Source organism: Kitasatospora sp. NPDC059747 (genome assembly GCF_042732955.1).
Taxonomy (GTDB): Bacteria; Actinomycetota; Actinomycetes; order Streptomycetales; family Streptomycetaceae; genus Kitasatospora.
Map to the genome: position 1 here is coordinate 1 of NZ_JBHWGV010000100.1, position 27,000 is coordinate 27,000.

The 27,000-nt window shown below is 73.8% G+C and carries 27 protein-coding genes; 14 read left to right on the forward strand and 13 right to left on the reverse strand.

The features are described 5' to 3' along the window. Window positions 1–284: 284 nt before the first annotated feature. Entirely contained in the window at window positions 285–1,478 is a 1,194-nt protein-coding gene (locus ACFV4G_RS32875) for a glycine C-acetyltransferase (RefSeq protein ID WP_380445827.1), read from the reverse strand. A gap of 152 nt (window positions 1,479–1,630) precedes the next feature. Continuing rightward, window positions 1,631–2,659: an L-threonine 3-dehydrogenase gene (tdh, locus tag ACFV4G_RS32880; protein WP_380445828.1), complete on the reverse strand. Its 1,029-nt coding sequence runs from the start codon at window positions 2,657–2,659 to the stop codon at window positions 1,631–1,633. Between the two features lie 469 nt (window positions 2,660–3,128). Here tdh and ACFV4G_RS32885 point away from each other — a divergent pair, with 469 nt between their 5' ends. Continuing rightward, the gene (locus ACFV4G_RS32885) at window positions 3,129–4,589 is read left to right on the forward strand and encodes a serine hydrolase domain-containing protein (protein ID WP_380445829.1); all 1,461 of its coding nucleotides are present in this window, start codon (window positions 3,129–3,131) and stop codon (window positions 4,587–4,589) included. A gap of 58 nt (window positions 4,590–4,647) precedes the next feature. On the opposite strand, the gene ACFV4G_RS32890 is transcribed toward ACFV4G_RS32885, so the two are convergent. Further along, window positions 4,648–5,709 carry an ATP-dependent DNA ligase gene (locus ACFV4G_RS32890; RefSeq protein WP_380445830.1) on the reverse strand — a complete coding sequence of 354 codons (1,062 nt, stop codon included), beginning with the start codon at window positions 5,707–5,709 and terminating at the stop codon, window positions 4,648–4,650. A gap of 66 nt (window positions 5,710–5,775) precedes the next feature. Here ACFV4G_RS32890 and ligD point away from each other — a divergent pair, with 66 nt between their 5' ends. From ligD to ACFV4G_RS32905, 3 genes are read left to right on the forward strand one after another with little or no spacing between them, the layout of a single operon-like run. Next, the gene (gene ligD, locus ACFV4G_RS32895; protein ID WP_380445831.1) at window positions 5,776–6,783 is read left to right on the forward strand and encodes a non-homologous end-joining DNA ligase; all 1,008 of its coding nucleotides are present in this window, start codon (window positions 5,776–5,778) and stop codon (window positions 6,781–6,783) included. Between the two features lie 28 nt (window positions 6,784–6,811). Further along, the gene (locus ACFV4G_RS32900) at window positions 6,812–7,462 is read left to right on the forward strand and encodes a GNAT family N-acetyltransferase (RefSeq protein ID WP_380445832.1); all 651 of its coding nucleotides are present in this window, start codon (window positions 6,812–6,814) and stop codon (window positions 7,460–7,462) included. Continuing rightward, window positions 7,459–8,322, forward strand: a complete 864-nt coding sequence (locus tag ACFV4G_RS32905; RefSeq protein ID WP_380445833.1) for an aminoglycoside phosphotransferase family protein — start codon at window positions 7,459–7,461, stop codon at window positions 8,320–8,322. The genes ACFV4G_RS32900 and ACFV4G_RS32905 overlap by 4 nt, the downstream gene beginning before the upstream one ends. On the opposite strand, the gene ACFV4G_RS32910 is transcribed toward ACFV4G_RS32905, so the two are convergent. Continuing rightward, window positions 8,309–8,821, reverse strand: a complete 513-nt coding sequence (locus ACFV4G_RS32910; RefSeq protein ID WP_380445834.1) for a hypothetical protein — start codon at window positions 8,819–8,821, stop codon at window positions 8,309–8,311. The genes ACFV4G_RS32905 and ACFV4G_RS32910 overlap by 14 nt on opposite strands. Window positions 8,822–8,955: 134 nt before the next feature. Between ACFV4G_RS32910 and ACFV4G_RS32915 the strand changes: the two genes are divergently transcribed. Both ACFV4G_RS32915 and ACFV4G_RS32920 read left to right on the forward strand, forming a co-directional pair. Next, window positions 8,956–9,213 carry a hypothetical protein gene (locus ACFV4G_RS32915; RefSeq protein WP_380445835.1) on the forward strand — a complete coding sequence of 86 codons (258 nt, stop codon included), beginning with the start codon at window positions 8,956–8,958 and terminating at the stop codon, window positions 9,211–9,213. 32 nt (window positions 9,214–9,245) lie between these two features. Beyond that, the gene (locus tag ACFV4G_RS32920; protein WP_380445857.1) at window positions 9,246–9,587 is read left to right on the forward strand and encodes a hypothetical protein; all 342 of its coding nucleotides are present in this window, start codon (window positions 9,246–9,248) and stop codon (window positions 9,585–9,587) included. Window positions 9,588–9,599: 12 nt separating this feature from the next. Here the strand turns inward: ACFV4G_RS32920 and ACFV4G_RS32925 are convergent, their stop codons facing one another. After that, on the reverse strand, window positions 9,600–10,808 hold the full coding sequence (locus ACFV4G_RS32925) for an 8-amino-7-oxononanoate synthase (protein WP_380445836.1): 1,209 nt from the start codon (window positions 10,806–10,808) through the stop codon (window positions 9,600–9,602). 192 nt (window positions 10,809–11,000) lie between these two features. On the opposite strand from ACFV4G_RS32925, the gene ACFV4G_RS32930 reads away from it, so the two are divergent. After that, a complete protein-coding gene (locus ACFV4G_RS32930; RefSeq protein ID WP_380445858.1) occupies window positions 11,001–13,493 on the forward strand; it encodes a DEAD/DEAH box helicase in 2,493 nt (830 codons plus the stop codon). 131 nt (window positions 13,494–13,624) lie between these two features. On the opposite strand, the gene ACFV4G_RS32935 is transcribed toward ACFV4G_RS32930, so the two are convergent. Then, complete coding sequence (locus tag ACFV4G_RS32935) at window positions 13,625–14,470, reverse strand: hypothetical protein (protein WP_380445837.1); 846 nt, start codon at window positions 14,468–14,470, stop codon at window positions 13,625–13,627. A gap of 271 nt (window positions 14,471–14,741) precedes the next feature. Here ACFV4G_RS32935 and bioB point away from each other — a divergent pair, with 271 nt between their 5' ends. The 4 genes from bioB to ACFV4G_RS32955 all read left to right on the forward strand — a co-directional run bounded on the left by bioB (window position 14,742) and on the right by ACFV4G_RS32955 (window position 18,702). After that, the gene (gene bioB, locus ACFV4G_RS32940) at window positions 14,742–16,013 is read left to right on the forward strand and encodes a biotin synthase BioB (protein ID WP_380445838.1); all 1,272 of its coding nucleotides are present in this window, start codon (window positions 14,742–14,744) and stop codon (window positions 16,011–16,013) included. Window positions 16,014–16,110: 97 nt separating this feature from the next. Beyond that, complete coding sequence (locus ACFV4G_RS32945) at window positions 16,111–17,418, forward strand: adenosylmethionine--8-amino-7-oxononanoate transaminase (protein WP_380445839.1); 1,308 nt, start codon at window positions 16,111–16,113, stop codon at window positions 17,416–17,418. After that, window positions 17,415–18,179, forward strand: a complete 765-nt coding sequence (bioD, locus tag ACFV4G_RS32950) for a dethiobiotin synthase (protein WP_380445840.1) — start codon at window positions 17,415–17,417, stop codon at window positions 18,177–18,179. The genes ACFV4G_RS32945 and bioD overlap by 4 nt, the downstream gene beginning before the upstream one ends. 76 nt (window positions 18,180–18,255) lie before the next feature. Next, a complete protein-coding gene (locus tag ACFV4G_RS32955) occupies window positions 18,256–18,702 on the forward strand; it encodes a hypothetical protein (protein ID WP_380445841.1) in 447 nt (148 codons plus the stop codon). Window positions 18,703–18,758: 56 nt separating this feature from the next. Here ACFV4G_RS32955 and ACFV4G_RS32960 read toward each other — a convergent pair whose 3' ends face one another. Together ACFV4G_RS32960 and ACFV4G_RS32965 are read right to left on the reverse strand one after the other, a co-directional pair. Then, a complete protein-coding gene (locus ACFV4G_RS32960; protein WP_380445842.1) occupies window positions 18,759–19,208 on the reverse strand; it encodes a heme-binding protein in 450 nt (149 codons plus the stop codon). After that, complete coding sequence (locus ACFV4G_RS32965) at window positions 19,205–20,185, reverse strand: NADP-dependent oxidoreductase (RefSeq protein ID WP_380445843.1); 981 nt, start codon at window positions 20,183–20,185, stop codon at window positions 19,205–19,207. Before ACFV4G_RS32965 ends, ACFV4G_RS32960 begins: the two co-directional genes overlap by 4 nt. A 143-nt stretch (window positions 20,186–20,328) precedes the next feature. Between ACFV4G_RS32965 and ACFV4G_RS32970 the strand changes: the two genes are divergently transcribed. The 3 genes from ACFV4G_RS32970 to ACFV4G_RS32980 all read left to right on the forward strand — a co-directional run bounded on the left by ACFV4G_RS32970 (window position 20,329) and on the right by ACFV4G_RS32980 (window position 22,724). Beyond that, on the forward strand, window positions 20,329–20,718 hold the full coding sequence (locus tag ACFV4G_RS32970; RefSeq protein WP_380445844.1) for a winged helix-turn-helix transcriptional regulator: 390 nt from the start codon (window positions 20,329–20,331) through the stop codon (window positions 20,716–20,718). Between the two features lie 192 nt (window positions 20,719–20,910). After that, on the forward strand, window positions 20,911–21,765 hold the full coding sequence (locus tag ACFV4G_RS32975) for a polysaccharide deacetylase family protein (RefSeq protein ID WP_380445845.1): 855 nt from the start codon (window positions 20,911–20,913) through the stop codon (window positions 21,763–21,765). Then, entirely contained in the window at window positions 21,762–22,724 is a 963-nt protein-coding gene (locus tag ACFV4G_RS32980; protein WP_380445846.1) for a TAXI family TRAP transporter solute-binding subunit, read from the forward strand. The genes ACFV4G_RS32975 and ACFV4G_RS32980 overlap by 4 nt, the downstream gene beginning before the upstream one ends. Before the next feature lie 24 nt (window positions 22,725–22,748). On the opposite strand, the gene ACFV4G_RS32985 is transcribed toward ACFV4G_RS32980, so the two are convergent. The 5 genes from ACFV4G_RS32985 to ACFV4G_RS33005 all read right to left on the reverse strand — a co-directional run bounded on the left by ACFV4G_RS32985 (window position 22,749) and on the right by ACFV4G_RS33005 (window position 26,822). Next, entirely contained in the window at window positions 22,749–22,970 is a 222-nt protein-coding gene (locus ACFV4G_RS32985; RefSeq protein ID WP_380445847.1) for a hypothetical protein, read from the reverse strand. Then, the gene (locus ACFV4G_RS32990; protein ID WP_380445848.1) at window positions 22,960–23,250 is read right to left on the reverse strand and encodes a hypothetical protein; all 291 of its coding nucleotides are present in this window, start codon (window positions 23,248–23,250) and stop codon (window positions 22,960–22,962) included. The genes ACFV4G_RS32985 and ACFV4G_RS32990 overlap by 11 nt, the downstream gene beginning before the upstream one ends. A 71-nt stretch (window positions 23,251–23,321) precedes the next feature. Continuing rightward, window positions 23,322–24,737 (reverse strand): ATP-binding protein, encoded by a 1,416-nt coding sequence (locus ACFV4G_RS32995; protein ID WP_380445849.1) that lies wholly within the window; start codon window positions 24,735–24,737, stop codon window positions 23,322–23,324. Beyond that, the gene (locus ACFV4G_RS33000) at window positions 24,734–25,441 is read right to left on the reverse strand and encodes a response regulator transcription factor (RefSeq protein ID WP_380445850.1); all 708 of its coding nucleotides are present in this window, start codon (window positions 25,439–25,441) and stop codon (window positions 24,734–24,736) included. Before ACFV4G_RS33000 ends, ACFV4G_RS32995 begins: the two co-directional genes overlap by 4 nt. A gap of 25 nt (window positions 25,442–25,466) precedes the next feature. Continuing rightward, window positions 25,467–26,822, reverse strand: a complete 1,356-nt coding sequence (locus ACFV4G_RS33005) for an MFS transporter (RefSeq protein ID WP_380445859.1) — start codon at window positions 26,820–26,822, stop codon at window positions 25,467–25,469. Between the last annotated feature and the right edge of the window lie 178 nt (window positions 26,823–27,000).

Genomic DNA, 27,000 nt, shown 5'->3' on the forward strand with positions numbered 1-27,000 from the left:
GGGCCGGCCGGGGCCCCGCCGGGCGGCGGCCCGGATTCCACTGTACGGAAAGGGCGTTGGCCGTCCTTGTGTCGATCTTCACGCCGACCGCGGCGGCGCTCGCGGCCGCCGCCGCACCGGCCGGGACCGGGCGCCGGAACCGCGAACGGGAGGGGGAAGCCGCGGGGGGACGGCTTCCCCCTCCCGGGCGGGAGGGTGGGGCAGTTGGTTCTTGGAGCCCGTGGCCGGTCCGGTTCCGAGCGGACCGGCCACGGGCGGTTCATGGGGGCCGGGCCCCGGCGGGACTACTCCCCGAGCGCGGCGCGCGCGTCGACAAAGGCCGCCACGGCGCGCTCGACGTCCTCGGTGGAGTGCGCGGCCGACAGCTGCACCCGGATGCGGGCCTGGCCGTGCGGCACGACCGGGTAGGAGAAGCCGATCACGTACACACCGCGCTCCAGCAGGAGCTCGGCGAGCCGGCCCGCCTTCGCCGCGTCGCCGATCATCACCGGGGCGATCGCGTGGTCGCCGGGCAGGATCTCGAACCCAGCCTCGGTCATCTTCGTGCGGAACAGTGCCGTGTTGGCCGCGAGCCGCTCGCGCAGCTCGTTCGAGTTCTCGACCAGGTCGAGCACCTTCAGCGAGGCGGCCGCGATCACCGGGGCGAGCGAGTTGGAGAACAGGTACGGGCGCGAGCGCTGGCGCAGCAGGGCGACGATCTCGCGGCGGGCGGCGACGTAGCCGCCGGAAGCGCCGCCGAGGGCCTTGCCGAGGGTGCCGGTGATGATGTCCACGCGGTCCATCACGCCGTGCAGCTCGGGGGTGCCGCGGCCGCCGGCGCCGACGAAGCCGACGGCGTGCGAGTCGTCGACCATGACCATCGCGTCGTAGCGGTCGGCGAGGTCGCAGATCTCGCGCAGCGGGGCGACGTAGCCGTCCATCGAGAAGACGCCGTCGGTGACGATCAGGCGGCGGCGGGCGTCCTGGGTCTCCTTGAGCTGCTGCTCCAGGTCGGCCATGTCGCGGTTGGCGTAGCGGTGGCGGCGGGCCTTGCTGAGCCGGATGCCGTCGATGATGCTCGCGTGGTTGAGCGCGTCGGAGATGACGGCGTCGTTGGCGTCGAGGAGGGTCTCGAAGACGCCGCCGTTGGCGTCGAAGCAGGAGGAGTACAGGATGGTGTCCTCCTGGCCGAGGAACGCCGAGAGGCGGTCCTCCAGCTCCTTGTGGACGTCCTGCGTGCCGCAGATGAAGCGCACCGAGGCCATGCCGTAGCCCCAGCGGTCCAGCGCGTCCTTGGCGGCGGCCAGCACCTCGGGGTGGTCGGCCAGGCCGAGGTAGTTGTTGGCGCAGAAGTTGAGCACCTCGCCGGGGCGGCCGCCGCCGGTGACGGTGACGGCGGCGCTCTGCGGAGAGCCGATCACCCGCTCCGGCTTGAACAGGCCGGCCTCGCGGATCTCGTCGAGGGTGGCGGCGATGTCGGCGCGCACGTTGTCGAACACGAACGGTCTCCTAGTCGATTCGGCGGGGCGGAGCGGGGCGGTGCTCGGGCGGGCGGTGCTCAGGCGGGCGGTGCTCGGGCGGAGCGGGGCGGTGCTCAGGCGGTCCGGCGGGGCTGACGCGCTCCGGCGGGCTCAGGCGGGCTCCGGCAGGCTCAGGCGGTCCAGTCGAGGATGATCTTGCCGCAGTTCCCGCCGGCCGCGTCGTCGAAGGCGGCCTCGAAGTCGTCGGCGGCGTAGCGGCCGGTGATCACCGGGCTGAGGTCCAGGCCGCCCTCCAGCAGCACGGACATCGCGTACCAGGTCTCGAACATCTCGCGGCCGTAGATGCCCTTGATGGTGATCATCGAGGTGACGACGCGGGCCCAGTCGACCGGGAAGTCGTCGGCGGGCAGGCCGAGCATGGCGATCTTCCCGCCGTGGGTCATGTTGGCGATCATCGACTGCATCGCCTCGGGGCGGCCGGACATCTCCAGGCCGACGTCGAAGCCCTCGCGCAGGCCGAGCTTCTGCTGGCCCTCCTCGATGGTGTGCTCGGCGACGTTGAGCGCCAGCGTCACGCCGACCTCGCGGGCCAGGTCGAGGCGGTACGGGGAGACGTCGGTGATCATCACGTTGCGCGCGCCGGCGTGCTTGGCGACGGCGGCGGCCATGATCCCGATCGGGCCGGCGCCGGTGACCAGCACGTCCTCGCCGACCAGCGGGAAGGACAGCGCGGTGTGCACGGCGTTGCCGAACGGGTCGAAGATCGCGGCCACGTCGAGGTCGACCGGCACCCGGTGCACCCAGACGTTGGAGGCGGGCAGGGCGACGTACTCGGCGAACGCGCCGTCGCGGTTGACGCCCAGGCCGATCGTGTTGCGGCACAGGTGGCGGCGGCCGGCCAGGCAGTTGCGGCACTTGCCGCAGACCAGGTGGCCCTCGCCGCTGACCAGGTCGCCGACCGCGATGTCCGCGACGCCGGCGCCGATCTCGGCGACCTCGCCGACGAACTCGTGGCCGATCACCATCGGAGTCTTGATGGTCTGCTGCGCCCAGCCGTCCCACTTGCGGATGTGCAGGTCCGTGCCGCAGATGCCGGTCCGCAGGACCTTGATCAGCACCTCGCCGGGGCCGATCTCCGGCTTCGGGACGTCCATCAGCCAGAGTCCGGGCTCGCTCTTGTGCTTGACGAGTGCCTTCACGGGCTTCGGCTCCTGACGTGCGAATGGGCGCCTGCGGACGTGGGCAGGCCGAGGCGGCCCGCAGCGGCCGCTCCTGGCGACCGCACCTCCGGGCAGGCAGAAATCTGCCTGGTGGGGAGGGGTGCGGTCCATCGAGGAATTCTTAAGGGCGGCCACAGCTGGGCTAAACGATCGTGCCCGAGCTGGGCCCCGGCGCGGGTGCGGCGTGCCGTCGGCCACCCGTTCGGCGGAGCGTGCGGCCGCCACGGCGACACCAACCGGGCGTCCGGACGGGGTACTTGACAGCGCGCCGCCAGCCGGATTGGGGCACTCGGCTGACGGCGGGCCCGTTCGGATCAGCCGGAAGTCGGCCCGCGCGCGGCCGGTCGGCAGCGGTGCTTACGGTGGCGCTGCTCCCGTGCGGCCCCGTGGAGCAGCGGCTCCGGGGCCCTCCGCCCCAGAGATTCGCCCCAGAGAGGCGCCTCGATCCATGACCAAGACCCGACGGCCGCGCCCGGCCGTTCCCCGGTCCATAGCCGTCCCCCGGTGCACCGCCACGCCCAGCCCGGTCCGCCGGGCGGGCGCCGCCGCACTGGCGCTGACCGGCCTGCTCTCCGCCGCGGCCTGCTCCGGCTCGTCGTCCGGGAAGCAGGCCGCCGAGCCGGTGATCACCGCCGAACCGGCCGCGCTCAGCCCGTCCTACGCCTCCCCGTCGGGCAGCACGTCCCCGAACGGCGTCGTGGCGCTCACCCCGGACGTCACCGCCAAGCTCGACGCGGCGGTCCAGCGGGTCCTGACCCAGACCGGTGTCCCCGGCATCAACGTCGGGATCATCACCCCCGGCGGGACGTACCTGAAGTCCTTCGGCGTCGCCGACAAGACCGCCGGAACGGCCATGGACCCCTCGCTCCACCTGCGGATCGGCAGCGAGACCAAGACCTTCACGGCGACCGCCGTGCTGCGCCTGGTCGACCAGGGCAAGGTGGGCCTGGACGACCCGATCTCCAAGTACGTGGACGGCGTCCCCGGCGGCGACGGGATCACCGTGCGCCAGCTCGGCGAGATGCGCAGCGGGCTGTTCCCGTACAGCTCCGACCCGGACTTCGTGAACACGCTGATCAACGACCCGAACCACGTGTTCACCCCGGACCAGCTGCTGGCCTACGGATACAAGCACCCGGCGGTGTCCCCGCCCGGCACGCAGTTCCAGTACAACAACAGCAACTACATCATCCTGGGCAAGCTGGTCGAGAAGCTCGGCGGGCAGCCGGCCGGGCAGTACATCACGGACCAGGTCATCACGCCGGCCACGCTGGGCCAGACCAGCTTCGCCACCGACCGGACCATGCCCTCGCCGTACGCCCACGGCTACACCGAGCAGACGCCGACCGGGGCGATCGCGGACGCCACCAACTGGGACCCGTCCTGGGCCTGGACGGCCGGCGCGATCATCAGCACCGTGGCCGACCTGGAGAGCTGGGCCAAGACCATGGCCACCGGCGCCCTCGTGAAGCCTGCCACTCAGGTCGAGCGCCTCAAGACCCTGCCGACCCCCGACCCCGGCGTCGGCTACGGCTTCGGGCTGTTCAACAACAACGGGTGGATCGGGCACAACGGCTCGATGCCGGGCTACGAGAGCGTCGCGGTGTACCTGCCGCAGGCGCAGAGCACGCTGGCGCTGCAGCTCAACACCGATGTGCTGTACCAGGGTTCGGAGCCGTCCTCGCTGTTCGCGAACGAGATCACCAAGATCCTCTCGCCGAAGTACGTCTACTCGATCCCGCCGGCGACGGCCGCGCCGTCGGCACCGGCGTCGGGGTCGGCCTCGGCCTCCGGCTCGGCTTCGGGGTCGCCTTCGGGGTCGGCCTCGGGCTCCGCGTCGAGTTCGGCGTCCACCGGGATCTCGCCGTTGCTCCCGGCGGGCAACTCGCCCTCCACCGTGCGGGCTTGAGCGCATCAAAGGAGGAGGCCCAACCCTTCCGGGGTCGGGCCTCCTCCTGGACGCTCAGTCACATGCCCAGTACCCGGGCCAGATCGTACGACACCGGCTCCTCCAGCTGGTCGTACGTGCAGCTCGCCGGCGTGCGGTCCGGGCGCCAGCGGCGGAACTGGGCGGTGTGCCGGAAGCGCGTGCCCTCCATGTGGTCGTACGCGACCTCGACCACCCGCTCCGGGCGCAGCGCCACCCACGAGAGGTCCTTGGTGCCGGTCCACCGGCTGACCGCCCCCGGCAGCCTGCCCTCCGCGTGCGCGGCCTCGTCGGCCCAGGCGCCCCACGGGTGTTCGGAGAGGTCCGTCAGGCGCAGCGGCGCCAGCTCCTCGGCCAGTTCACGGCGCCGGGCCATCGAGAAGGCGGCGCACACGCCGACGTGCTGGAGCCGGCCCCCGGCGTCGTTGATGCCGAGCAGCAGCGAGCCGACGACCGGGCCGCTCTTGTGCTCGCGGTAGCCGGCCACCACGCAGTCGGCGGTGCGCTCGTGCTTGATCTTGAACATGGTCCGCTCCCCCGGCCGGTAGGGCTGGTCCAGCGGCTTGGCCACCACGCCGTCCAGCCCCGCGCCCTCGTACTCGGCGAACCAGGTCTGCGCGAGGTCGCGGTCGGTCGAGGCGGGGGCGGTGAACACCGGGTCGGCGGCGCCGGCGAGCGCCGACTCCAGCGCCACCCGGCGCGCCGACAGCGGCTCGTCCAGCAGCGACGCGTCGCCGAGCGCGAGCAGGTCGAAGGCGACGAACGAGGCGGGCGTCCGCTCGGCCAGCAGCTTCACCCGGCTCGCGGCCGGGTGGATGCGCTCCAGCAGCTCCTCGAACCGCAGCCGCCCGTCCCGGGCGATGACCACCTCGCCGTCGACCACGCAGCGCTCCGGCAGCTCCCGCCGCAACGCCACCACCAGTTCGGGGAAGTACCTGGTCAGCGGCTTGCCGGTGCGGCTGCCGAGCTCGACGTCGGCGCCGTCGCGGAACACGATCGTGCGGAAGCCGTCCCACTTGGCCTCGTACTGCATCCCCGGCGGGATCTTCGCCACCGACTTGGCGAGCATCGGCGCCACCGGCGGCATCACGGGCAGGTCCATGGGTCCGATCCTCGCGCGCGCCGCCAAAAGGCGCGCGGCGGGCGCGGCGCGCTTAGCGTGAGAGGCATGGGCTCAGCCGTGGAACTGGAGGTCGCCGGGCGCACCGTCCGCCTGTCGAACCCGGACAAGGTGTACTACCCGGAACGCGGGTTCACCAAGCTCGACGTCGCGCAGTACTACCTGGCCGTCGCCGACGGCGTGCTGCGCGGGCTGCGCGACCGGCCGACCACGCTGCAGCGCTTCCCGGACGGCGTCGAGGGCGAGTTCTTCTACCAGAAGCGCGCCCCCAAGGGCCTGCCCGAGTGGCTGCCCACCGCCCGCATCAACTTCCCCAGCGGGCGCTCCGCCGACGAGATCTGCCCCACCGAACCCGCCGCCGTCCTGTGGGCCGCGAACCTCGGCTGCCTCACCTTCCACCCCTGGCCGGTCCGCCGCGCCGACACCGACCACATCGACGAGCTGCGCATCGACCTCGACCCGCAGCCCGGTACCGACTTCCACGACGCCGTCCGCGCCGCCCACGAACTGCGGGCGCTCCTGGAGGAGTTCGGGCTGCGCGGCTGGCCCAAGTCCTCCGGCGGGCGCGGCCTGCACGTCTACGTCCCGCTGGCGCCGGAGTGGACGTTCACCGACGGCCGGCACGCGGTGATCGCGCTCGGCCGGGTGCTGGAGCAGCGCATGCCCGGGAAGGTCACCACCGCGTGGTGGAAGGAGGAGCGCGGCGAGCGCATCTTCGTCGACTACAACCAGATGGCCCGGGACCGCACCATCGCCTCCGCCTACTCCCTGCGCGCCCGCCCCCGCGCCACCGCCTCCGCCCCGCTGCGCTGGGACGAGCTCGACGACGCCGCCCCCGAAGACTTCGACCTGCGGACCGTCCCCGCCCGCTTCGCCGAACTCGGCGACCTGAACGCCGGGATGGAGGACGAGGCGTTCCGCCTGGAGGCGCTGCTGGAGCTGTACGACAAGCAGCTGCACGACGAGGGCCTCGGCGAACTCCCGTACCCGCCCGACCATCCCAAGGCCGAGGGCGAGCCGACGCGGGTCCAGCCGAGCCGGGCCAAGAAGAAGTGACGTGACGTAGCCCGCTAGGCTCGGCGCCATGGGAACACGGGGGCTGGCGGAGATTCTGGCGGACGCGGCGGGCGGGGTCTTCCCGCCGTCGGACGGAGCGGTGACGGTCGTCCCGCAGCCGTCGGAGCGTGAGGCGGGTGTGCTGTCGTTCTCCGCGCACGCGGTCGTCTTCACCGACGAGGAGCCGGCCTGGGTGCACGGGACGCTCGCCGCCGTGCCGAGCGATCCGCTCGCCGCGCCGCTCTGCCCGCCGTTCCTCACCGCCTTCGCCGCGCGCACCGGGCGCGTGGTCAACAACATCGACCTGCTCACCGTCGCCACCCGCCTGCCCGGCCCGCCGCCGCTCCCGCTGGCCCCCGTCGAGGACCGGGAGCACCCGCGCGTCGTCCGCGCCCTGCGGTACCGCGAGGACGTCCGCGCGTTCACCGCCGAGGGCGGCGTGCTCGTCCTCGGCCGCGGCGTCGCCGGCCGCTGGGAGGCCGCGATCGAGGTCGACCCGCAGGCCCGCGGGCGTGGCCTCGGCCGGGCCCTGGCCACGGCCGCCCGACACCTGCTGCCCGAGGGCGACGTCCTGTGGGCGCAGCAGGCGCCGGGCAATGCGACCAGCGTCCGCGCGTTCCAGGCCGCCGGGTACAAGCCCGTCGGCGCCGAGGTGCTACTGATCGTGGGGCGGCCGTGACAACCACCGTCCCGGAAGACGTCCGCGCCCGGTTCGCCGTCCGCTTCGGGCCGTCGGCGGAGGCGTGGTGCGACGCACTGCCGGAGCTCGTGGACGGGCTCGCAGCACGTTGGGGCCTGAGCGTGGTCGCGGCGGGCGGGGGCGGGACGGCCCGGGTGTTCCGCTGCACGGACGTCGCCGGCGCCACCGTGTGGCTCAAGCTCACGCCGGACCGCCGGGTCGCGGCCGAGGAGGAGGCGGCGCTGCGGGCCTGGGCGGGCCTGCCCTCCGTCGTCCGGCTGCTCGCGCACGACGACGCGACGGGCGCGCTGCTGCTCGCGGGCGTCGCCCCGGGGACGACGCTGCGGCAGCGGGCGTGGCGGCCGGAGGAGGTCGCGGGTGTGCTGTCGGCGCTGCGGTCCGTCCCCGTCGACGGGGTGGCCCTGCCGTCGCTGGCGCAGCGGGTGGACTTCCTGTTCGACCTCACCGAGCGTCGTGCCCCCGGGCTCGTCCCGGCGTCGGCGCGTGCGTTCGCCCTCGCGCTCGCGGCGGACGGCCCCGTCGCCCTCGTCCACGGCGACCTGCACCCCGGCAACGTCCTCGACGGGCCGGACGGACCGGTCGCCATCGACCCGCGCGCGACGCTCGGCGACCCGGACTTCGACCTCCTCGACTGGGTGCTCGACGCCGTGACGTCCCGCACGGACCTCGATGGGCGCATCGCAGCCCTCTGCCCGCTCGTCCCCGGCTCCGACCCCGCCCGCGTCCTCGCCTGGTGCCGCGCGATCGCGCCGATCGTCGCCGCGCCGCGCCTCGCCGCGGGGCGGGGCGGCGCGGACACCGTCTTCCTGGCGGAGCTGGGCGGCCTCAGAGTCCGATGACGGCCAGGGCGATCCAGGCCACCCCGGCGAGCGTCAGCACCACGACCAGGACGGCTGCCACCACCCCCGGCACGAGCATCGCCTTTCCCTCGGCCATGCCCAGCCCGAGCCCCACCATCACCAGCAGCCCGACCGCGCCGGGCAGCAGCGTCAGCGAGATCAAGGTGACCGTCCGCGCGACCTCGGCCGCCGAGACGACGTGGCACTCGTCGCCCTCGCACACCGCCCGCACGCCCTGCCCCACCGAGGCCCCGGACCAGATCCGCGCCCGCTCGTTCGCCGCACCGCCGCCGTCCGGCCGGAACACGCCCCGGCAGTCCGCGGGCGGCGGCCCGTCCTCGTAGGCGGAGATCACGCACGTGGCGGCCGTGAACTCCCCCGACACCCCCACCAGCCCGGCCGCCCGCTCGAACTGCCGCACCGGCCCGCCGACCAGCCACCCCGACAACCAGAGCAGCAGCACCCCGACGACCACGGCCACCGCCCGCCGATCCGCCATGACCCACCCCCGCCACGGGGGACGCCCGCCGCCGACCCCTGGTTGCCGTCACCCGATCGGGTGTGGTTCGCCCGATCCGGGCACGGGTACAGGTGCGTACCCATATGCTGGCGGCAGCCAAAAGGAGGCAAACGATGGCCGACGCCAACATCCGGATTCCCGTCGAGGCCCGCGACAGGCTTGCCAAGATAGCGGCCGCCGAACACCTGTCGCTCCGCGCCTACCTCGCCCGGCTGGCCGAGACCACGCTGACTCCGGACGAACGCGCAGAACGTGCCGAACAGGCGCGCACTGTCCTCAAGGCCTGGAACGGCTATGACCCGAGCCCCGAGCGGATCAAGGAACTGGACGCCGAACTCAACCGGCGGTTGACAGAGGCGGGCATCAGGTGACCGAACTCCACGTGATCCTCGACGACACCGCCATGGTGGCCGCCGGCCGCGGGAACATCCTGGCTTCCCGCATCATCCACCAGGCCCATTCCGAGCCCGGCTGGTATCTCTACGCCCCCACCTGTGCCCTGGTAGAGGCCGACCGCGTCCGGCCGGGAACAGCAGAACAACTGGCCGCGCTGCCGGGGATCACCGTCCTGGACCTCGATCTCGCAGCCGCCCTGACCGTGGCCGCCGACTCCACCTGGGCCCACGCACACACCCGTTACGCCGCCACACCGACCCCGGACCGCCCGGCCGGGGCGGTCGTCGCCACCGCAGAACCCAAGCGGTGGGCCGGAGAGGCGGTCCGGGTCATCGACCTCACGCCCTGACCCCCGGGGGCGTCACCCCAGCCGGGCGCCCGCCGGGGCCAGGTCGGTGATGGTGCCGACGGCTTCGGCGATCTGGGCGTCCGTCAGGTCGCCGCGGGCGGTGAGGCGCAGGCGGGAGATGCCGTCCGGGACGGACGGGGGGCGGAAGCAGCCGACGGCGAGGCCGGCGCGGCGGCAGTCGGCGGCCCAGGCGACGGCGGCCTCGGGGCCGGGGGCCCGGACGGAGACCACGGCGGCGTCCGGTTCGCAGGCGTGCAGGCCGGCGGCGGTGAGGCGGGCGGCGAGGGTGCGGGCGACCTCGCGGGTGCGGTCGGCGCGGTGGGGTTCGGCGCGCAGGAGGCGCAGGGCGGCGAGGGCCGCGCCGGCGGCGGCGGGGGCGAGGCCGGTGTCGAAGATGAAGGTGCGGGCCGTCTCGGTCAGGTGGCGGATGACGCGGCGCGGACCGAGGACGGCGCCGCCCTGGGAGCCGAGGGACTTGGAGAGCGTCACCGTCGCGACGGTGTCGGGCTGCCCGGCGAGGCCGGCCGCGGCGAGGGCGCCGCGGCCGCCGGGGCCGAGGACGCCGAGCCCGTGGGCGTCGTCGACGAGCAGCGCGGCGCCGTGGGCGCGGGCGGCGGCGGAGAGGGCGGGCAGCGGGGCGGCGTCGCCGTCCACCGAGAAGACGGAGTCGGTGACGACCAGCGCCCGCCGCTGCGTGCGCTCGCCGAGCGCCCGGCGGACGGCGTCCGGGTCGCTGTGGGGGGCGCGGTGGACGTCGGCGCGCGCGAGGCGGCAGCCGTCGATGAGGGAGGCGTGGTTGTAGGCGTCGGACACGATGACGGTGTCCGGGTCGGTGAGCGCGGTGAGCGCGGCGAGGTTGGCGGTGTACCCGGAGGAGAAGACCAGCGCGGCCTCCACCCCGCAGAACGCGGCCAGTTCCTCCTCCAGTTCGGTGTGCAGCGCCGTCGTGCCCGTTACCAGCCGCGATCCGGTCGACCCGCCGCCCCACCGCAGCGCCGCGTCCGCCGCCGCCCGGGTCACCACCGGGTGCCGGGTGAGCCCGAGGTAGTCGTTCCCCGCGAGGTCCAGCAGCCCGTCCTCGGCCTCCCGGCTGCGCAGCGTCCGCGTCAGCCCGGCGTCGGCGCGCAGCGCGGCGGCCTCGTCCAGCCAGTCGAAGACCCCCGCCGGGGCGGGGGCGGTCGAGTGCGATTCGGGGGCGTCGGACGCGAGGGGGTGGGCCATGCCCGGCACTCTGGCACGCGCCCCGACGACCGGGCAATGTGCGACTCGGCACATGATCGGCGCCCGCGGTTGTGCGCGCCCGCAGGACGTCCGGCGCGCCGATCGTGCGCCCACCGTGCCGTCGTGAGGGGGCGGGCTTTGCCCGGGGTGGCGGCCAGCAGGCAAGATAGCCGGGTGAGCCTCCTAGATCTGATGCCGAAGCCCGCCACGCCCGATGCGCTGTTCGAGACGTTCGCAGCCTGGGCGGAGGAGCGTGGGATCACGCTGTACCCGGCGCAGGAGGAGGCGCTGATCGAGTTGGTGTCGGGGAACAACGTCATCCTCGCGACGCCGACCGGGTCGGGGAAGAGCCTGGTCGCGGCGGGGGCGCACTTCGCCGCGCTGGCGGAGGGGCAGCGGACGTTCTACACCGCCCCGATCAAGGCGCTGGTGTCGGAGAAGTTCTTCGACCTGGTGAAGATGTTCGGCACCGAGCAGGTCGGCATGATGACCGGCGACGCGAGCGTGAACCCGACCGCGCCGATCATCTGCTGCACGGCCGAGGTGCTGGCGCAGATCGCGCTGCGCGACGGTACCCGGGCGGACATCGGGCAGGTCGTGATGGACGAGTTCCACTTCTACGCGGAGCCGGACCGCGGGTGGGCGTGGCAGATCCCGCTGCTGGAGCTGCCGCAGGCGCAGTTCCTGCTGATGTCGGCGACGCTCGGCGACGTGCGCCGGTTCGAGGAGGACCTGACCCGGCGCACCGGCCGGCCGACGACCGTGGTGCGCAACGCGACGCGTCCGGTGCCGCTGTTCTACGAGTACCGCCGCACGACGATGCACGACACACTGGAGGAGCTGCTGAAGACCGGCCAGGCGCCGGTCTACGTCGTGCACTTCACGCAGAAGGAGGCGGTGGAGCGGGCGCAGTCGCTGATGAGCATCAACATGTGCTCGAAGGCGGAGAAGGACGCCATCGCCGACCTGATCGGCAACTTCCGCTTCACCACCAAGTTCGGCCGCAACCTGTCGCGGTTCGTGCGGCACGGCATCGGCGTGCACCACGCGGGCATGCTGCCCAAGTACCGCCGGCTGGTCGAGCGCCTGGCGCAGGCGGGTCTGCTGAAGGTCATCTGCGGGACGGACACGCTCGGCGTCGGCGTCAACGTGCCGATCCGCACGGTGCTGTTCACCGCGCTGTCGAAGTACGACGGCACCCGGGTGCGGATCCTGCGCGCCCGCGAGTTCCACCAGATCGCCGGGCGGGCCGGGCGGGCCGGGTTCGACACGGTCGGCCAGGTGGTGGCGCAGGCGCCCGAGCACGTGATCGAGAACGACAAGGCGATCGCGAAGGCCGGGGACGACCCGAAGAAGAAGCGCAAGGTCGTCCGGAAGAAGGCCCCGGAGGGCTTCGTCGGCTGGACCGAGGAGACCTTCGAGAAGCTGATCGCCGCCGACCCGGAGCCGCTGGTGTCGCGGTTCAAGGTGAGCCACGCGATGCTGCTGTCGGTGATCGGCCGCCCGGGCAACGCCTTCGAGGCGATGCGCAAGCTGCTGACCGACAACCACGAGGAGAAGGCGGCGCAGCGCCGGCACATCCGCACCACCATCGCGATCTACCGCTCGCTGCTGGAGGGCGGCGTGGTCGAGCGGCTGCCGGAGCCGGACGCCGAGGGCCGGATCGTGCGCCTGACCCTGGACCTCCAGGAGAACTTCGCGCTCAACCAGCCGCTGTCCACCTTCGCGCTGGCCTCCTTCGAGCTGCTCGACCCGGCCTCGCCGTCGTACGCGATGGACGTGATCTCCGTCGTGGAGGCCACGCTGGACGACCCGCGCCAGATCCTCGCCTCGCAGCAGAACAAGGCGCGCGGCGAGGCCGTCGGCGAGATGAAGCGCGACGGGATCGAGTACGAGGAGCGCATGGAGCGGCTCCAGGAGATCACGTACCCGAAGCCGCTGGAGGAGCTGCTCACCCACGCCTACGAGGTCTACCGCCGGGCGCACCCGTGGATCGGCGACCACCAGCTGGCGCCGAAGTCCGTGGTCCGCGACCTGTACGAGCGGGCGATGACGTTCTCGGACTACGTCGGCCACTACGAGCTGGCCCGCACCGAGGGCATCGTGCTGCGCTACCTGGCGGGCGCCTACAAGGCGCTGGAGCAGACCGTCCCCGAGGACGTGAAGACCGACGACCTCAAGGACGTCATCGCGTGGCTCGGCGAGCTGGTCCGCCAGGTCGACTCCAGCTTGCTCGACGAGTGGGAGCAGCTCGCCAACCCGACCGAGGCGGCCACCGCCGAGGTGACGCTGGAGGACAAGGCGGCGCCGGTCACCGCCAACGCGCGGGCCTTCCGGGTGCTGGTGCGCAACGAGCTGTTCCGCCGCGTGGAGCTGTGCGCGCTGGAGCACTGGAACGAACTCGGACAGCTGGACGGCGAGTACGGCTGGGACGCGGACCGCTGGGCGGACGCCATGGACGGGTACTGGGACGAGTACGACGACCTCGGCACCGGCCCGGACGCGCGCGGCCCGAAGATGCTGATCATCGAGGAGGAGGACTCCGCCTGGCGGGTCCGCCAGATCTTCGACGATCCGGCGGGCGACCACGACTGGGGGATCAGCGCGGAGGTCGACCTGTACGGCTCGGACGAGGAGGGCCGCGCCGTGGTGCGCGTGACCGCGGTGGACCGGCTGGGCGGCTGACGATCGGCCGACGGCCCGTCAAGACGTGAAGGAGGGGGCCCGCTTGAGCAAGCGGGCCCCCTCCGGCGTACTGCAGTGGGCGGGCCGGGACGTGTCTTTCGGATCACCCGGGCTGATCCGAAAGACGCGCCCTACATCCAGACGAACTGCGCGCCCGCCGTGTACGACACGGCGCGCGTCGCCTCGTCGAGGACCTGCTCGGGCGTGGGCGCCGGGGTCCCGGACGCCGACGGGCTCGCCGCGGGCGCGGAGCCGGGCACGGTGCCGGGCGTCGCGGACGGCGCGTGGGCGTCGGCGGGCAGGCGGGAGCTGGTCACCGTCACGTAGTGCCCGACCGCCTCGACCCGCGGCTCGGTGCCGGGCTTGGCGGCAGCGGCGGCCGGGGAGTTGTCCACGTCGGCGTTGGGGAGGATGAAGGCCAGCGCACCGGGCTTGGCGCGCAGCGCCTCCGCGGCCCGGCCGGCGGCGGCCTGGTCGGCGAAGCGCAGGATGGTGACGCTGCTGAGCACCGGCTTGTCCTGGCCGGTGACGCTGACGGTCAGGTAGGCCTGGCAGCCGCTGTCCTTGAGCAGGTCCTGGGCGCGGTCCTGCTGCGCCTCGACGCAGTTCTCGCCGCGCCGCGCGCCGTTGCGCTTGCCCTTGTAGGCGCCGAGCTCGATCAGCCGCTGGGACGGGAAGTACGTCTCGACGTTGAGGGCCTCGGGGTCGGTGGGCGGCGGCGGGGCGCCGACGACCGGCGGGGTCCTGGCCGCGTCCTTGGCGGACGGGCCGAGCCCGGGTATGTAGTCGCCGGGATTGGGCCGGGTGATGATCCAGCCGCCGGCCACGACCACGCCCACGACCGCCGTCCAGCCGATCAGCCGCCGGGCGGACGGCCGCCTGCCCCGGTACGCGCCGGCGCCCCCGCCGAACCGCTGTCCTGCCTGGCCCGTCTGGCCGTCTCCCGGAGTCGGGGTGCGCTCCCCCTGCGTGGTCATGGCGCAGATTCTAAGCAACGGCCGGGTGGCCCAGATCACGGGGTCGGCGCTTGTGGATCATCGCTCACTACTGCCGGGTAACAACCCGCCACGCACTGCGTTCGGCGGCGAACCAGCCGCTCGCGGGCCGTCCGGGCGACCGTGTCACCGCCGACGTGACTCGCGTCACTACCGTGAGCTCCGACACTGTGACAACTCGCACATCCTCCCGCCGATCTTCTGGTGGGTTTGCTCTGGCGTCGGCCGAACACCAACAGGCAGGATCAGGCCCATGGATCTGCTCGATACCCTCACCGCCAAGGGCCTGCGCGGCGAAGTCCCGACCCGCGAGGAGGCGCTGGCCGTCCTCGCCACCACCGACGACGAGCTGCTGGACGTCGTCGCCGCCGCCGGCAAGGTCCGCCGCAGGTGGTTCGGCCGCCGGGTGAAGCTCAACTACCTGGTGAACCTCAAGAGCGGGCTCTGCCCCGAGGACTGCAGTTACTGCTCGCAGCGGCTGGGCTCCAAGGCCGAGATCCTCAAGTACACCTGGCTGAAGCCGGAGCAGGCCGCGGACGCGGCGCGCGCCGGCGTGGCGGGCGGCGCCAAGCGCGTCTGCCTGGTGGCCAGCGGCCGCGGCCCGACGGACCGCGACATCGACCGCGTCACCGACACCATGGCCGCCATCAAGGACGCCGACCCCGAGGTCGAGATCTGTGTCTGCCTGGGCCTGCTCTCCGACAACCAGGCGGAGCGGCTGAAGGCGGCCGGCGCGGACGCCTACAACCACAACCTCAACACCTCCGAGAGCACCTACGGCGACATCGCCACCACCCACACCTACGCGGACCGCGTGGACACCGTGCAGAAGGCGCACGGCGCCGGGCTCTCCGCCTGCTCGGGCCTCATCGCGGGCATGGGCGAGAGCGACGAGGACCTGGTCGACGTCGTGTTCGCGCTGCGCGAGCTGGGCTCGGACTCCGTCCCGGTCAACTTCCTCATCCCGTTCGAGGGCACGCCGCTCGCCCAGGAGTGGAACCTCACCCCGCAGCGCTGCCTGCGCATCCTCGCGATGGTCCGCTTCGTCAACCCGGACACCGAGGTGCGGATCGCCGGCGGGCGCGAGGTGCACCTGCGCTCGATGCAGCCGCTCGGCCTGCACGTCGCCAACTCCATCTTCCTCGGCGACTACCTGACCAGCGAGGGGCAGGCCGGGCAGACCGACCTCGACATGATCAAGGACGCGGGCTTCGAGGTCGAGGGCGCGGGCGAGGCCACCCTGCCGCGCCACCGGGCCGACATCGCCGCCGCCTCGGGCTGCGGCTCGACGGCCTCCGGCTGCGGCACGAGCGCCGCCGCCCCCACCGCCTCCGGCTGCGGTTCGGCCGCGTCGGCCTGCGGCAGCGGCGGCGGCTGCGGCCCTTGCGGCGGGCACGGCCACGCGGAGCCCGCCCCGGCCGCTGCTGTCGCGAACGACGCCGCCGAGTCCACGGACGGACTGCGCAGCGACCTGGTCAAGGTCCGCCGCCGCGGCGCCGGCACCGAACTCGCGCCCAACGCCTGACGGTTCGGCCGCCACCGGGGCCGCGCGCCCGCCGCGCGGCCGTCCGGCCGGCACCGGACCCACGCTCCACGCCCGACAGTCCAGGAGAACCCCCGTCATGTCGTCCCAGCTGTCCCCGGACACGCTGCTCTCGCTCGACCGCGCCCACGTCTGGCACCCGTACGGCCCGATGCCCGGCACCACCACCCCGTTCGTGGTGGAGTCCGCCTCCGGCGTCCGGCTGCGGCTCGCCGAACCGGTCGCGGGCGGGCGGCGGGAGCTCGTCGACGGCATGTCGTCCTGGTGGGCGGCCGTCCACGGGTACCGGCACCCGGTGCTCGACGAGGCCGTCCGGGACCAGCTGGGGCGGATGAGCCACGTGATGTTCGGCGGGCTCACCCACGAGCCCGCCGTCCGGCTCGCGGCCCGGCTGGTGGAGATCACGCCCGAGCCGCTGCAGCACGTCTTCCTCGCCGACTCCGGCTCGGTCGCGGTCGAGGTCGCGATGAAGATGTGCCTCCAGTACTGGCGCTCCACCGGCCGCCCCGAGAAGCGACGGCTGCTGACCTGGCGCGGCGGCTACCACGGCGACACCTTCCACCCGATGTCCGTCTGCGACCCCGACGGCGGCATGCACCACCTGTGGGGCGGGGTGCTGCCCGGGCAGCTCTTCGCGCCGCAGCCGCCCGCCGGGTTCGACGAGCCGCTCGACCCCGCGTACGCGCGGGAGTTCGAGGCGCTGATGGAGCGGCACGCGGACGAGCTCGCCGCCGTCATCGTCGAGCCGGTCGTCCAGGGCGCGGGCGGGATGCGCTTCCACTCCCCCGCCTACCTGCGGATGCTGCGCGAGCTGTGCGACCGGCACGGCGTGCTGCTCGTCTTCGACGAGATCGCGACCGGGTTCGGCCGCAGCGGCGCCCTGTTCGCCGCCGACCACGCGGGCGTCTCCCCCGACGTCATGTGCCTCGGCAAGGCCATCACCGGCGGGTACCTGACGCTGGCCGCCGCGCTCTGCACGGGCGAGGTCGCGGACGGGATCAGCCGCGGCGAGGTGCCGGTGCTGGCCCACGGGCCGACGTTCATGGGCAACCCGCTGGCCTGCGCGGTCGCCAACGCCTCCATCGACCTGCTGCTCGGGCAGGACTGGGAGACCGAGGTGAAGCGCATCGGCAACGGCCTGCGGGACGGGCTCGCGGCCGCCGCCGACGTACCCGGCGTGCACGACGTGCGCGTCCAGGGCGCCATCGGGGTGGTGCAGTTGGACCACCCGGTCGACGTCGCCGCCGCCACCGAGGCCGCCGCCCGCGAGGGCGTCTGGCTGCGCCCCTTCCGGGACCTGATCTACACCATGCCCCCCTACGTGACGCAGGACGAGGACGTGGCCCGCATCGCGGCCGCCGTAACCGCCGCGGCGGTGGCGGGATGAGCGCGAGTCGCCGCGGCGGTGACGGGATGAGCGCGCGGATCCTGTTCGTCACCGGGACGAACACCGACGTCGGCAAGACGATCGCCACGGCGGCCGTCGCGTCGGCGGCCCTGCGCGGCGGCCTGCGGGTCGCCGTGCTCAAGCCCGGACAGACCGGCGTCGCGCCCGGCGAGCCCGGGGACGCGGCCGAAGTCCGGCGCCTGGCGGGCGATCTGACGATCCGTGAGCTCGTGCGCTACCCCGAGCCGCTGGCCCCCGACACGGCGGCCCGCCGGGCCGGGATGCCGCGCCTGGCCCCGGAGGACGTCGTCGCCACCGTCCGCGAGCTGGCGGCGGAGCACGACCTCGTCCTGGTCGAGGGCGCGGGCGGCCTGCTGGTGCGCTACGACGACGAGGGCCGGACGCTCGCCGACCAGGCCGGGGCCGTGCTGGAGGCCGGACTGCCCGCCGAGGTGCTGCTCATCGCGTCGGCCGGACTCGGCACCCTCAACATCGTCGCCCTGACGGCGGAGGCCCTCGCGGCGCGCGGACTTCCGCTCGCGGGCGTCGTCGTCGGCTCCTGGCCCGCCGCGCCCGGCCTCGCCGAACGCTGCAACCTCGCCGACCTGCCGCGCTCGGCCGGCGCCCCGCTCCTCGGCGCGCTCCCCGAACGCGCCGGCGCCGCCGCCGACTTCGCCGCGCTGGCCCTCGCCTCGCTGGCCCCGGAACTGGGCGGTACGTGGGATGCGGAGCACTTCGCCGAGGCCCACCGGCCGGAATGAGCCGGGCTTCGCTCGAAGGTGTGATGTCGGCCCCCGAACCGTGTGCGGGCCGGTTCGGCTCAATACCGTTCTCCCCATGACAGACGGGCTGACGGTAGACGAGGCTCTCCGAGCCTTGGCCGCCCTGGAGGCGGCGTGGAAGGACGACGACGAGGCCCTGTCCGCCCTCTCCGCGGGCGGGCCGGACGAGCAGACCCTCCCGGCACTGGTGGCCGCGTACGGCGAGCACGCGATGGACACGCTCATGGCGCTCGCCTTCGGCCTGCGCTCGACGATGAGCGACGAGGAGATCGCCGAGCTGTCGGACGCCGTGAGCGCCAACATCGGCGCCCGGATGAGCGCACTGCTCACCCGGGCGCTGAAGGTGTGGGGCGCGGTGGCCCCGCCGGACGACCTGGTCGTGACGAAGGCCATCGCCCACGTGGTGATCGACGCGATGCGGGCGGTCACGGAGGACCCGAACAAGACCGAGGTCCTGCCGCTGCTCGCGACCTTCCGCTCGTACGCGCTCAACAACCCCTGACCCCTGACCGTCGCCGGGGCGGGGTGCCCGTGCCGCGTCCGGCGGTGGGACGGCCCCTACCGGTCGGCGGGCAGGTCGAACCCGAGCGCGGCCAGCGCCTCCTCGGCGGCCTCCCGGTCCTGCTCGTAGCTGCCGCCGGAGACACCGAGGCCTCCGACGCACCGGCCGTCCGCGAGGACCGGGTAGCCGCCGCCCACCGCCATCAGCCGCGGGTGCCCGGCCAGCGGCGTGACCTGCGGATCGGCCAGGTAGCCGTTCCACGCGTGGGTGGGGATCCCGAACGAAGCCGCCGTCCACGCCTTGTCGACGGCCACCTCGGCGGTGAGGAAGGGCGCCCCGTCGGCGCGGTCGAAGGCCTTCAGGTGCCCGCCCGGGTCGACGACGGCGACGGCCGCCGGGAAGCCGATCCGGTCGGCGGCCGCGCGCACGGCCGCGATCAGCTCGGCGGCGGCGGTCCGGCTCACCGCCTGGACGGGCGTGGTGTTCGCGGACGTGTCGGTCCTCACGAGGCCGCTCCTTCGGTGACGGTCAGGACGATCTTGCCGCGGGTGCGGCCGGTCTCGCCGAAGGTGTGGGCCGCGCCGGCCTCTTCCAGCGGGAAGGTCTTCGCCACCTCGACGGCGACCTCGCCGGCGTCGATCAGGCCGGCGATCGCGGTCAGCGCCGTACCGTCCGGCTCGACCAGGAACGGGGTCACGCGCACGCCGGCCGCCTCGGCCGCGGCGGCCAGCTCCGGGGAGACGCCGGCCGGGATGGTGACCAGCAGGCCGCCGGGGCGCAGGACCTTCAGCGAACGAGTGCTGCTGTCGTCGTGGGCGTCGCCCACCAGCTCGATGACGACGTCGACGTCGGCGACGACCTCCTCGAAGCGGGTCGTGGTGTAGTCGACGGTCTCGTCCGCGCCGAGTTCCTTGAGCCAGGGGTGGCGGGCGGCGCTCGCGGTGGCGATCACGTGGGCGCCCAGGTGCCGGGCGAACTGGACGGCGAAGTGGCCGACGCCCCCGGCGGCGGCGGTGATCAGGACCCGCTGCCCGGCCTGGACGTGGGCGGTGTCGACGACGGCCTGCCAGGCCGTCAGCGCGGCCAGCGGCACGGCGGCGGCGTGCACGTGGTCGAGGGCGGCGGGCTTGCGGGCGAACTGCCGGGCCGGGGCGGTCACGTACTCGGAGTAGCCACCCGCGAGGCGGGGGAACCACGGCATGCCGTAGACCTCGTCACCGGGCTTCAGCGTGGTCACGCCGAAGCCGACCTCCTCGACCACGCCGGACACGTCCCAACCGAGGGTGAACGGGCCCTCGCCCAGCAGGCCGGCCATGCCCGAACCGGCACGGGTCTTCCAGTCCACCGGGTTGACCCCGGCGGCGTGCACCCGCACCAGTACCTCGGTGGGCAGCGGCACCGGGCGCGGCACCCGCTCGACCCGCAGCACCTCCGGGCCGCCGAAGCCGTTCTGGACCATCGCGCGCATCGTGTCCGTGGACATGTGTCATCTCCTGCGAAAGGCGCTTCCGGAGAGGCTCTCGCGGGCCTCCCCCTGACGTCGGCGACGCTATCCGCAGGGATGTGGTTACCTTCAAGGGACACTACTTCCTTTTGGAAAGCATCCTGCTGAGGAGAGTAAGAAGCATGGCGACCAGCTGCCCCAGCGGCCAGCACGACCACCACGACGTCTACACCGCCCAGTGCCCCTGCCGCCCCCTGCTCGACCTGCTGGCCAACAAGTGGTCCGCGCTCGCCATCGGCGCCCTGGAAGAGGGTCCGCAGCGCTTCGGCGCGCTCCAGCGCCGGCTCGGCGGCATCAGCCCGAAGGTGCTGACCCAGACGCTGCGCCGCCTGGAGGACTTCGGCATCCTCGACCGCACCGTCTACCCGGCGGTCCCGCTGCACGTCGAATACTCCCTCACCGAGCTCGGGCGCAGCGCCGCGGTCCCGCTGAACCACCTGCGCAGCTGGGTGGAGCAGAACCTGGACCAGGCGGCCCGTACGGAACCGGTCGCGGAGGCCTTCACGAGGTGAGCGGGGTGAGCGAGGTGAGCGAGGCAAGCGGGGTGAGCGAGGTGAACGAGAAGTCGGGCCCGCCGACTTCCGGTGATCCCCGGGAGTACGCTGCTGCCCGCGAACCCTCAGAACGGTGATCACGGCAACCGGACCGGGCCGCCACCGCGTCCGAGGGGCAGGACCGGCAATAGGACACGGGGGAGACGGCTCATGGGAATGCGGCGACCTGACCGGGCGGACGACGAACGGGCGGTGGCGCGGCGGCAGTTGCTGACGTGGGCGGCGACGGGCGCCGCCGTGCTCGGGGCCGGCGGCGCGCTGACCGGGTGCAGCAGTTCCGGGTCCGCGAGCGCCGACAGCGCCGACGGGGACTCGCCGAACGACTCCTTCTCCCCCGCCGCGCCGACCGACCCGCCCGCCGTCCCCGGGCTGCCGGTGCCGTCGGCCACCCCCGTCGGGGTGCGCGGCAAGCCGGTCTTCAAGGTCCACGACCTGCTGCCCACCGCGCCGTCCAACGCCGTCGCCCTGACCATCGACGACGGCCCGAGCCGGCTCTACACCCCGCAGGTGCTGCAGCTGCTGCGCAAGTACGACATCCGCGCCACGTTCTCCGTGGTCGGCAGCGAGGCGCACGCCAACAAGGACGTCATCCGGCAGATCGCCGCGGACGGCCACGTGCTGGCCAACCACACCATGACGCACCCCCAGCCGTTCTCGCACCGCAGCGCCGCGCAGATCCGGCAGCAGCTCACCGACACGCAGTCCGTCGTCGTCGACGCCGGGGCCCCCGTGCCGACGCTGTTCCGCTCGCCCGGCGGCGACTGGTCCCCGACGGTCTTCCAGGAGGCCGCGCGCCTCGGCCTGACCCCGATCGACTGGGACGTCGACCCGCGGGACTGGGCCCGGCCCGGCGTCAACAAGATCACCGAGAAGCTGCTGGCCGCCAAGCCCGGCGACATCCTGCTCTGCCACGACGGCGGCGGCGACCGCTCGCAGACGCTCGACGCCCTGCGCTCGGTGCTGCCGGCGCTCAAGGCCAAGGGCTACGCCTTCGTGACGCTTTGATCGGCGGAGCGCCCGTCACCCGCCGGGCCGCGCTGCTCGGCGGGGCCGCCGCCGTCCTCGCCGGGTGCTCGGACGGGGGCGGGCCGACGGGGTCGCTACGGCTGGCGAGCGGGCCCGAGGGCGGGCCGTACAACGCCTTCGGACGCTCCTTCGCCGACGCCGTGGCGGCCGGCCGCCGGCGGCTGTCCGTCACCCCCGTGAGCACCGCGGCCAGCGTGGACAACCTGCGGCGGCTCGACGGCGGGTCCGTCGACCTCGCGCTCGCCACCGCGGACGCCGCCGAGGACGCGGTGCTCGGCCGCGACACCTTCGCCCGGCCACTCGCCGTGACGGCGCTCGCGCGGGTCTACGTCAACTACATCCACCTCATCGCGCCCGCCGACGGGCCGGTGCACGAACTCGCCGACCTCGCCGGGCGGCGCGTCGCGACCGGTGCGGCGGGCTCCGGGCTCCAGGTGACGGCCAAGCGGCTGCTCCAGCAGGCCGCGCTCACCGGCGGCGCCGCGCCGGTGCAGGAGGAGACGCTCGGGCTGGCCGAGTCGCTGGCGGCGCTGCGGGCGGGCGAGGTGGACGCGGTGTTCTGGTCCGGCGGTGTGCCGACGCCCGCCGTGGCCGGGCTCTCGGCGCAGCTGCCGGTGCGGTTCGTGCCGCTGGACGACGTCGCCGGGACCCTGCGCGAGCGGTACGGCCCGGTGTACTCGGCGGTCACGCTCCCGGCCGGGGCGTACGGCCTGCGGAGCCCGATCGGCACCGTCGGAGTCGGCAACTACCTGACGGCCCGCCCGGGTGTGCCGGAGGACGCCGTGCGCGAGCTGCTGCGGATCCTGTTCGACCGGTGGGCCACGCTGCTGCGCGCCGTGACGGCGGGGGCCCGGCTGGAGCCGCGGTTCGCCGTCTCCACCGGGGCGGTGCCGCTGCACCCGGGGGCGGCGGCGTACTACCGGTCGGTCTACGGCTGAGCTTTCCGTCAACGCTGCCGTTGCTCACGGCTCCAGGCGGGGATCGTCGATGTCGACGGTGGAGATCCCGGGCGGATACAGTTCCGGACAGGCCGTCAGGATCAGGTGCTGCAGCGGACGCACCGGCGTGGGCAGGCTCGTCGAGATCGCATGGGCGACATCCGGGCCGCCGTAGCCGTCGCGGACCATGTTCGCCACCAGGACGGCGGTCGTCGCGTCCAGGAATCCAGAATGATCACGCGCCACGCCTCGGGGCGACCTTGGCACGGGCGTCGGCGGCGGCGATGTCGTAGACCCTTTGCAGCAGGTTGGGGCCCTCGTCCAATTCCTTGTCGGCGAGGGTCATCCCGAAGTGCTCCCGCAGCAGCCGGCGCCCCTCGGCCACGCGCTCCGCGATCTGCTCCGCGGTGGGCTGTGCCTCCACCAGCAGAGCGACCTGGGCGCCGATCGTGGTGCCGCGGGCCGCCGCGAGAGCGGCCAGCCGGTCACGCGTTTCAGGGGAAACCTTGATCGTCGCATCAGCCATATCTCGACCGTACCCCGCTGGTACAACCAGCGGGGTACGGATTGAACCCGAGGGGCCCGGGCCGCCGGCGCTCACGGCCGCTCGGCCGACCCCTGGCTCGGGCTCCGCCCGTCCGCCCCCGGGAGCCGGAGCTCGACGGTCAGTCCGTGCGGGCTCGCCGCAGTGACGCTCAGGATGCCGTCGCACGCTCGCGCCAGCTCATCGGCTATGGCCAGGCCGAGGCCCGTGCCGGGGACGTTCTGGTGCTCGGGGGCTCTGCTGAACCGCCTAAGCAGTAGCGGGAGTTGCTCGGCAGATACGCCCGGGCCCGTGTCGGCCACCCGGACGACGACGACAGTGCCGCCGCCGTCGGGCGCGGCCTCGGCCGTGACGTGGATCCGCTCCCCCTCCGGGACGAACTTGCCCGCGTTGTCGAGCAGCGCGTCCAGCACCCGTCCGGCCGCGTCGGGCAGCGCGAGGGCACGCAGGCCGGGGGTGACGTCCGCCGTCAGCTCCTGGCCGCCGGCGCGGAACACGGGCGCCCAGGCGGCCACCCGGTCGCGGACGGCCGCCGACACGTCGTGTTCCGCGAGCGGCTCGGACGCGGACTCCATCCTCGCCAACGCCAGTAGCCCGTCCAGGAGTTCGGCCAGCCGGTCGGCCTCGTCCAGGGCCAGGGCGTGCGCGGCGAGGCCGGGGCCGGGCGGTACGTGCGGTTCGGCGTTCTCCAGTTGCAGGACCAGGGTGGCCAGCGGGTTGCGGAGTTGGTGGGAGGCGTCGGCGACGAAGTCGCGCTGGCGGCGCAGCGCGTCGGCGACGGCCTGCGCCATGCCGTTGAAGTGCCGCCGCAGCCTGCGCAGTTCCGGCGGGCCGCCGTCCGACACCGCCCGCGCCTCCAGCCGTCCGTCCGCCAACCGGGCCACCGCGCGGTCGAGTTCGTCGACGGGCCGCAGCAGCCAGCGGGCCAGCCCCGCCGCGACGAGGGCGGCGGCGACGAACGCGGTGACGGCGCCCGCGGCGATGAGCGCCCAGCGGACGAGGACGTCGTGGCGCGCGGCGGCGGTGGGGACGGTCAACAGGACGGCGCCGTTGACGCGTTCGTCCTGGCCCACGGGTTCGGCGAGGAGGACGGTGTCCGGCCCCCAGGGGAGGATCGTGGGCAGCATCTCGGTGGAGCGGCCGGTGAGGGCCCGGCTGCGGGCGTCCTCCGCGATGGCGTCCGTGGGGGTAGCCCCGGCCCGGCCGAGGACCCCGCCGGAGGGGTCGACGACGGTCACGGCGGCGCCGTAGAGCTCGGCGTAGCGGGTGAGTTCGGCGGTGAGTTCGCGGCGGTCGGCGTCGGTGCGGATCCGGTTGGCGAGGTCGGCGAAGCGGACGGCGTCGGCGCGGCGCTGGAGGAGGAGGTGTTCCGTCCGGCCGCGGGCGTAGGAGTCGGCCAGGGGCAGCGAGAGGAGCAGCACGGCGGTCCCGATGAGCGCGGTCAGGACGGCCAGCAGGCGGCGCCTCATCCGGTACCGCGCTCCCGCCCCAGGTCGCCGAGCTGGTAGCCGTACCCGCGGATCGTGCGGACGAGTCCGGCGCGCCCGGTCTTGGCGCGGATCCCGGCGACGTGGACGTCGAGGGAGCGCGAGGAGCCGAGGAACGCGTCGCCCCAGATGCGGTCGAGGATCTCCTCGCGCGAGCGGACGTCGCCGGGCTGCGCGGCGAGCAGTGCGAGGACGTCGAACTCGCGCCGGGTGAGCCGGACTTCGGCGCCGCCGACGGTGACCGTCCGGCCGGCGAGGTCGACCGCGACGTCGCCGGTGCGCACCTGCCGTCCGTCGCCGGTGCCGGTGCCGGTGCCGTCCGGGGGCGCGGGCCGTCCGAGCCGGCGGCGCACGGTGTCGACGCGGGCGATGAGTTCGGCCATCCGGAACGGCTTGATCACGTAGTCGTCGGCCCCCGCCCGCAGCCCCTGGACGATGTCGCGCTCCTCGCTGCGGGCGGTGACGACGATCAGCGGCACCTGGCAGACCGTGCGCAGCTTGCGCAGCAGGTCGAGGCCGTCCAGGTCGGGCAGGCCGAGGTCGAGCAGGACGAACCCGGCCTCCCGCACGTGCCGCAGCGCCTCGGCGGCGCGCACCACCCGGCGCACGGTGTGGCCGCGGCGGGCGAGGGCGGTGGCGAGGGCCTGGGCCATGCGGTCGTCGTCCTCGACGAGAAGCACGTGCACGCGGCCCTCCCCACCTGTGAGGTGACTACCGTACGGCCTGCGCCACCGCACCCGCCTCGGGGGTCCCGGCCGGGTCGAGCTCGGCGTCGCGGGTGTCGGGCATGAAGAGGTACGTGACGAGCGACACCAGCGCGCAGGCCGAGACGTACCAGAAGAACCCGGACTCGTGGCCGGCGTTCTTGAACCAGAGCGCCACGTACTCGGCCGTGCCGCCGAAGAGCGCGTTGGCGAGCGCGTACGGGAGGGCCACGCCGAGGGCGCGGATGCGGGTCGGGAACAGCTCCGCCTTCACGGCCGCGTTGATCGACGTGTAGCCGGTGACGATCAGCAGGGCCACCACGGACAGACCGAGCGCGGACCAGTACGAGGAGGCCGAACCCAGCGCGGACATGAGCGGGTAGGTGCCCACGGTGCAGCCGATCGCGAAGGTGATCAGCAGCGGGCGGCGCCCGATCCGGTCGGAGAGCAGCCCGGCGAGCGGCTGCACGGCGGCGAAGACCGCGAGCGCGGTGAAGCTGACCAGCGTCGCGGTGTTCTTGGGCAGGCCGGCGCTGCCGATCAGGTACTTGGTGAGGTACGTGGTGTACGTGTAGTAGGCGACGGTGCCGCCGAGCGTGAGCGCCATGACCAGGACGGCCTGGCGGCGGTGCTCCCACAGCCCGCGCAGCGTGCCCCGGGCGCCCTCGGCCCGGCCGGCGGTCTCCTTGGTGAACGCGTCCGTCTCCGGCAGCCGGCGGCGCAGCCAGAACACCACGAGTGCGAAGACGGCACCGAGGAGGAACGGCACCCGCCAGCCCCACGCGTGCAACTCCTTCGCGGTGAGCGTGTGTTGCATGACGATGAGGATGCCGAGGCCCAGCAGCTGGCCGACCGTCATCGACACGTACTGGAACGACGACCCGAGCCCCCGACGGTCCGGTGCCGACGCCTCCGTCAGGTAGGTCGCGCTCGCCGCGTACTCGCCGCCGATGCTCAGGCCCTGCAGCAGCCGCGCCACCAGCAGGACGGCCGCCCCGAGGTACCCGGCCTGCCCGTACGTCGGCGCGACCGCGATCAGCACGGCCGCCGCCGACATCATCGTGACCGTCAGGGTCAGCGCGCTCTTGCGCCCGTACCGGTCGGCCGCCCGCCCGAGCACCCAGCCGCCGACCGGCCGCATCAGGAAGCCGACGGCGAAGATCCCGGCGGTGTTCATCAGCTTGGCCGTGGAGTCCGACCCGGGGAAGAAGTCGTCGGCGAAGTACACCGCGAAGCTGGCGTAGACGAACCAGTCGTACCACTCCACGAGGTTCCCCAGCGACCCCCCGACGAGCGCGAGCCGCCGCCGGGCCCGCTCCTCGCGCGACGGTTTCGGAGGGGCGGCGATCGACCCAGGCGACACGGACGATGCGGATGACTCGGACGACGACATGGCGGCTCCACGGGTGTTCCAGGGCGGGTGAGGTGCCCCAGAGCGTGCAGCCGGGCCGCGACCGGCGGCAAGGAGTGCGGCCCAGATCTAACGTCCCGCTAAGGAAGCGGCCCCGCGCTCCGCCGACCGGCGGACTCGACGGCCACAC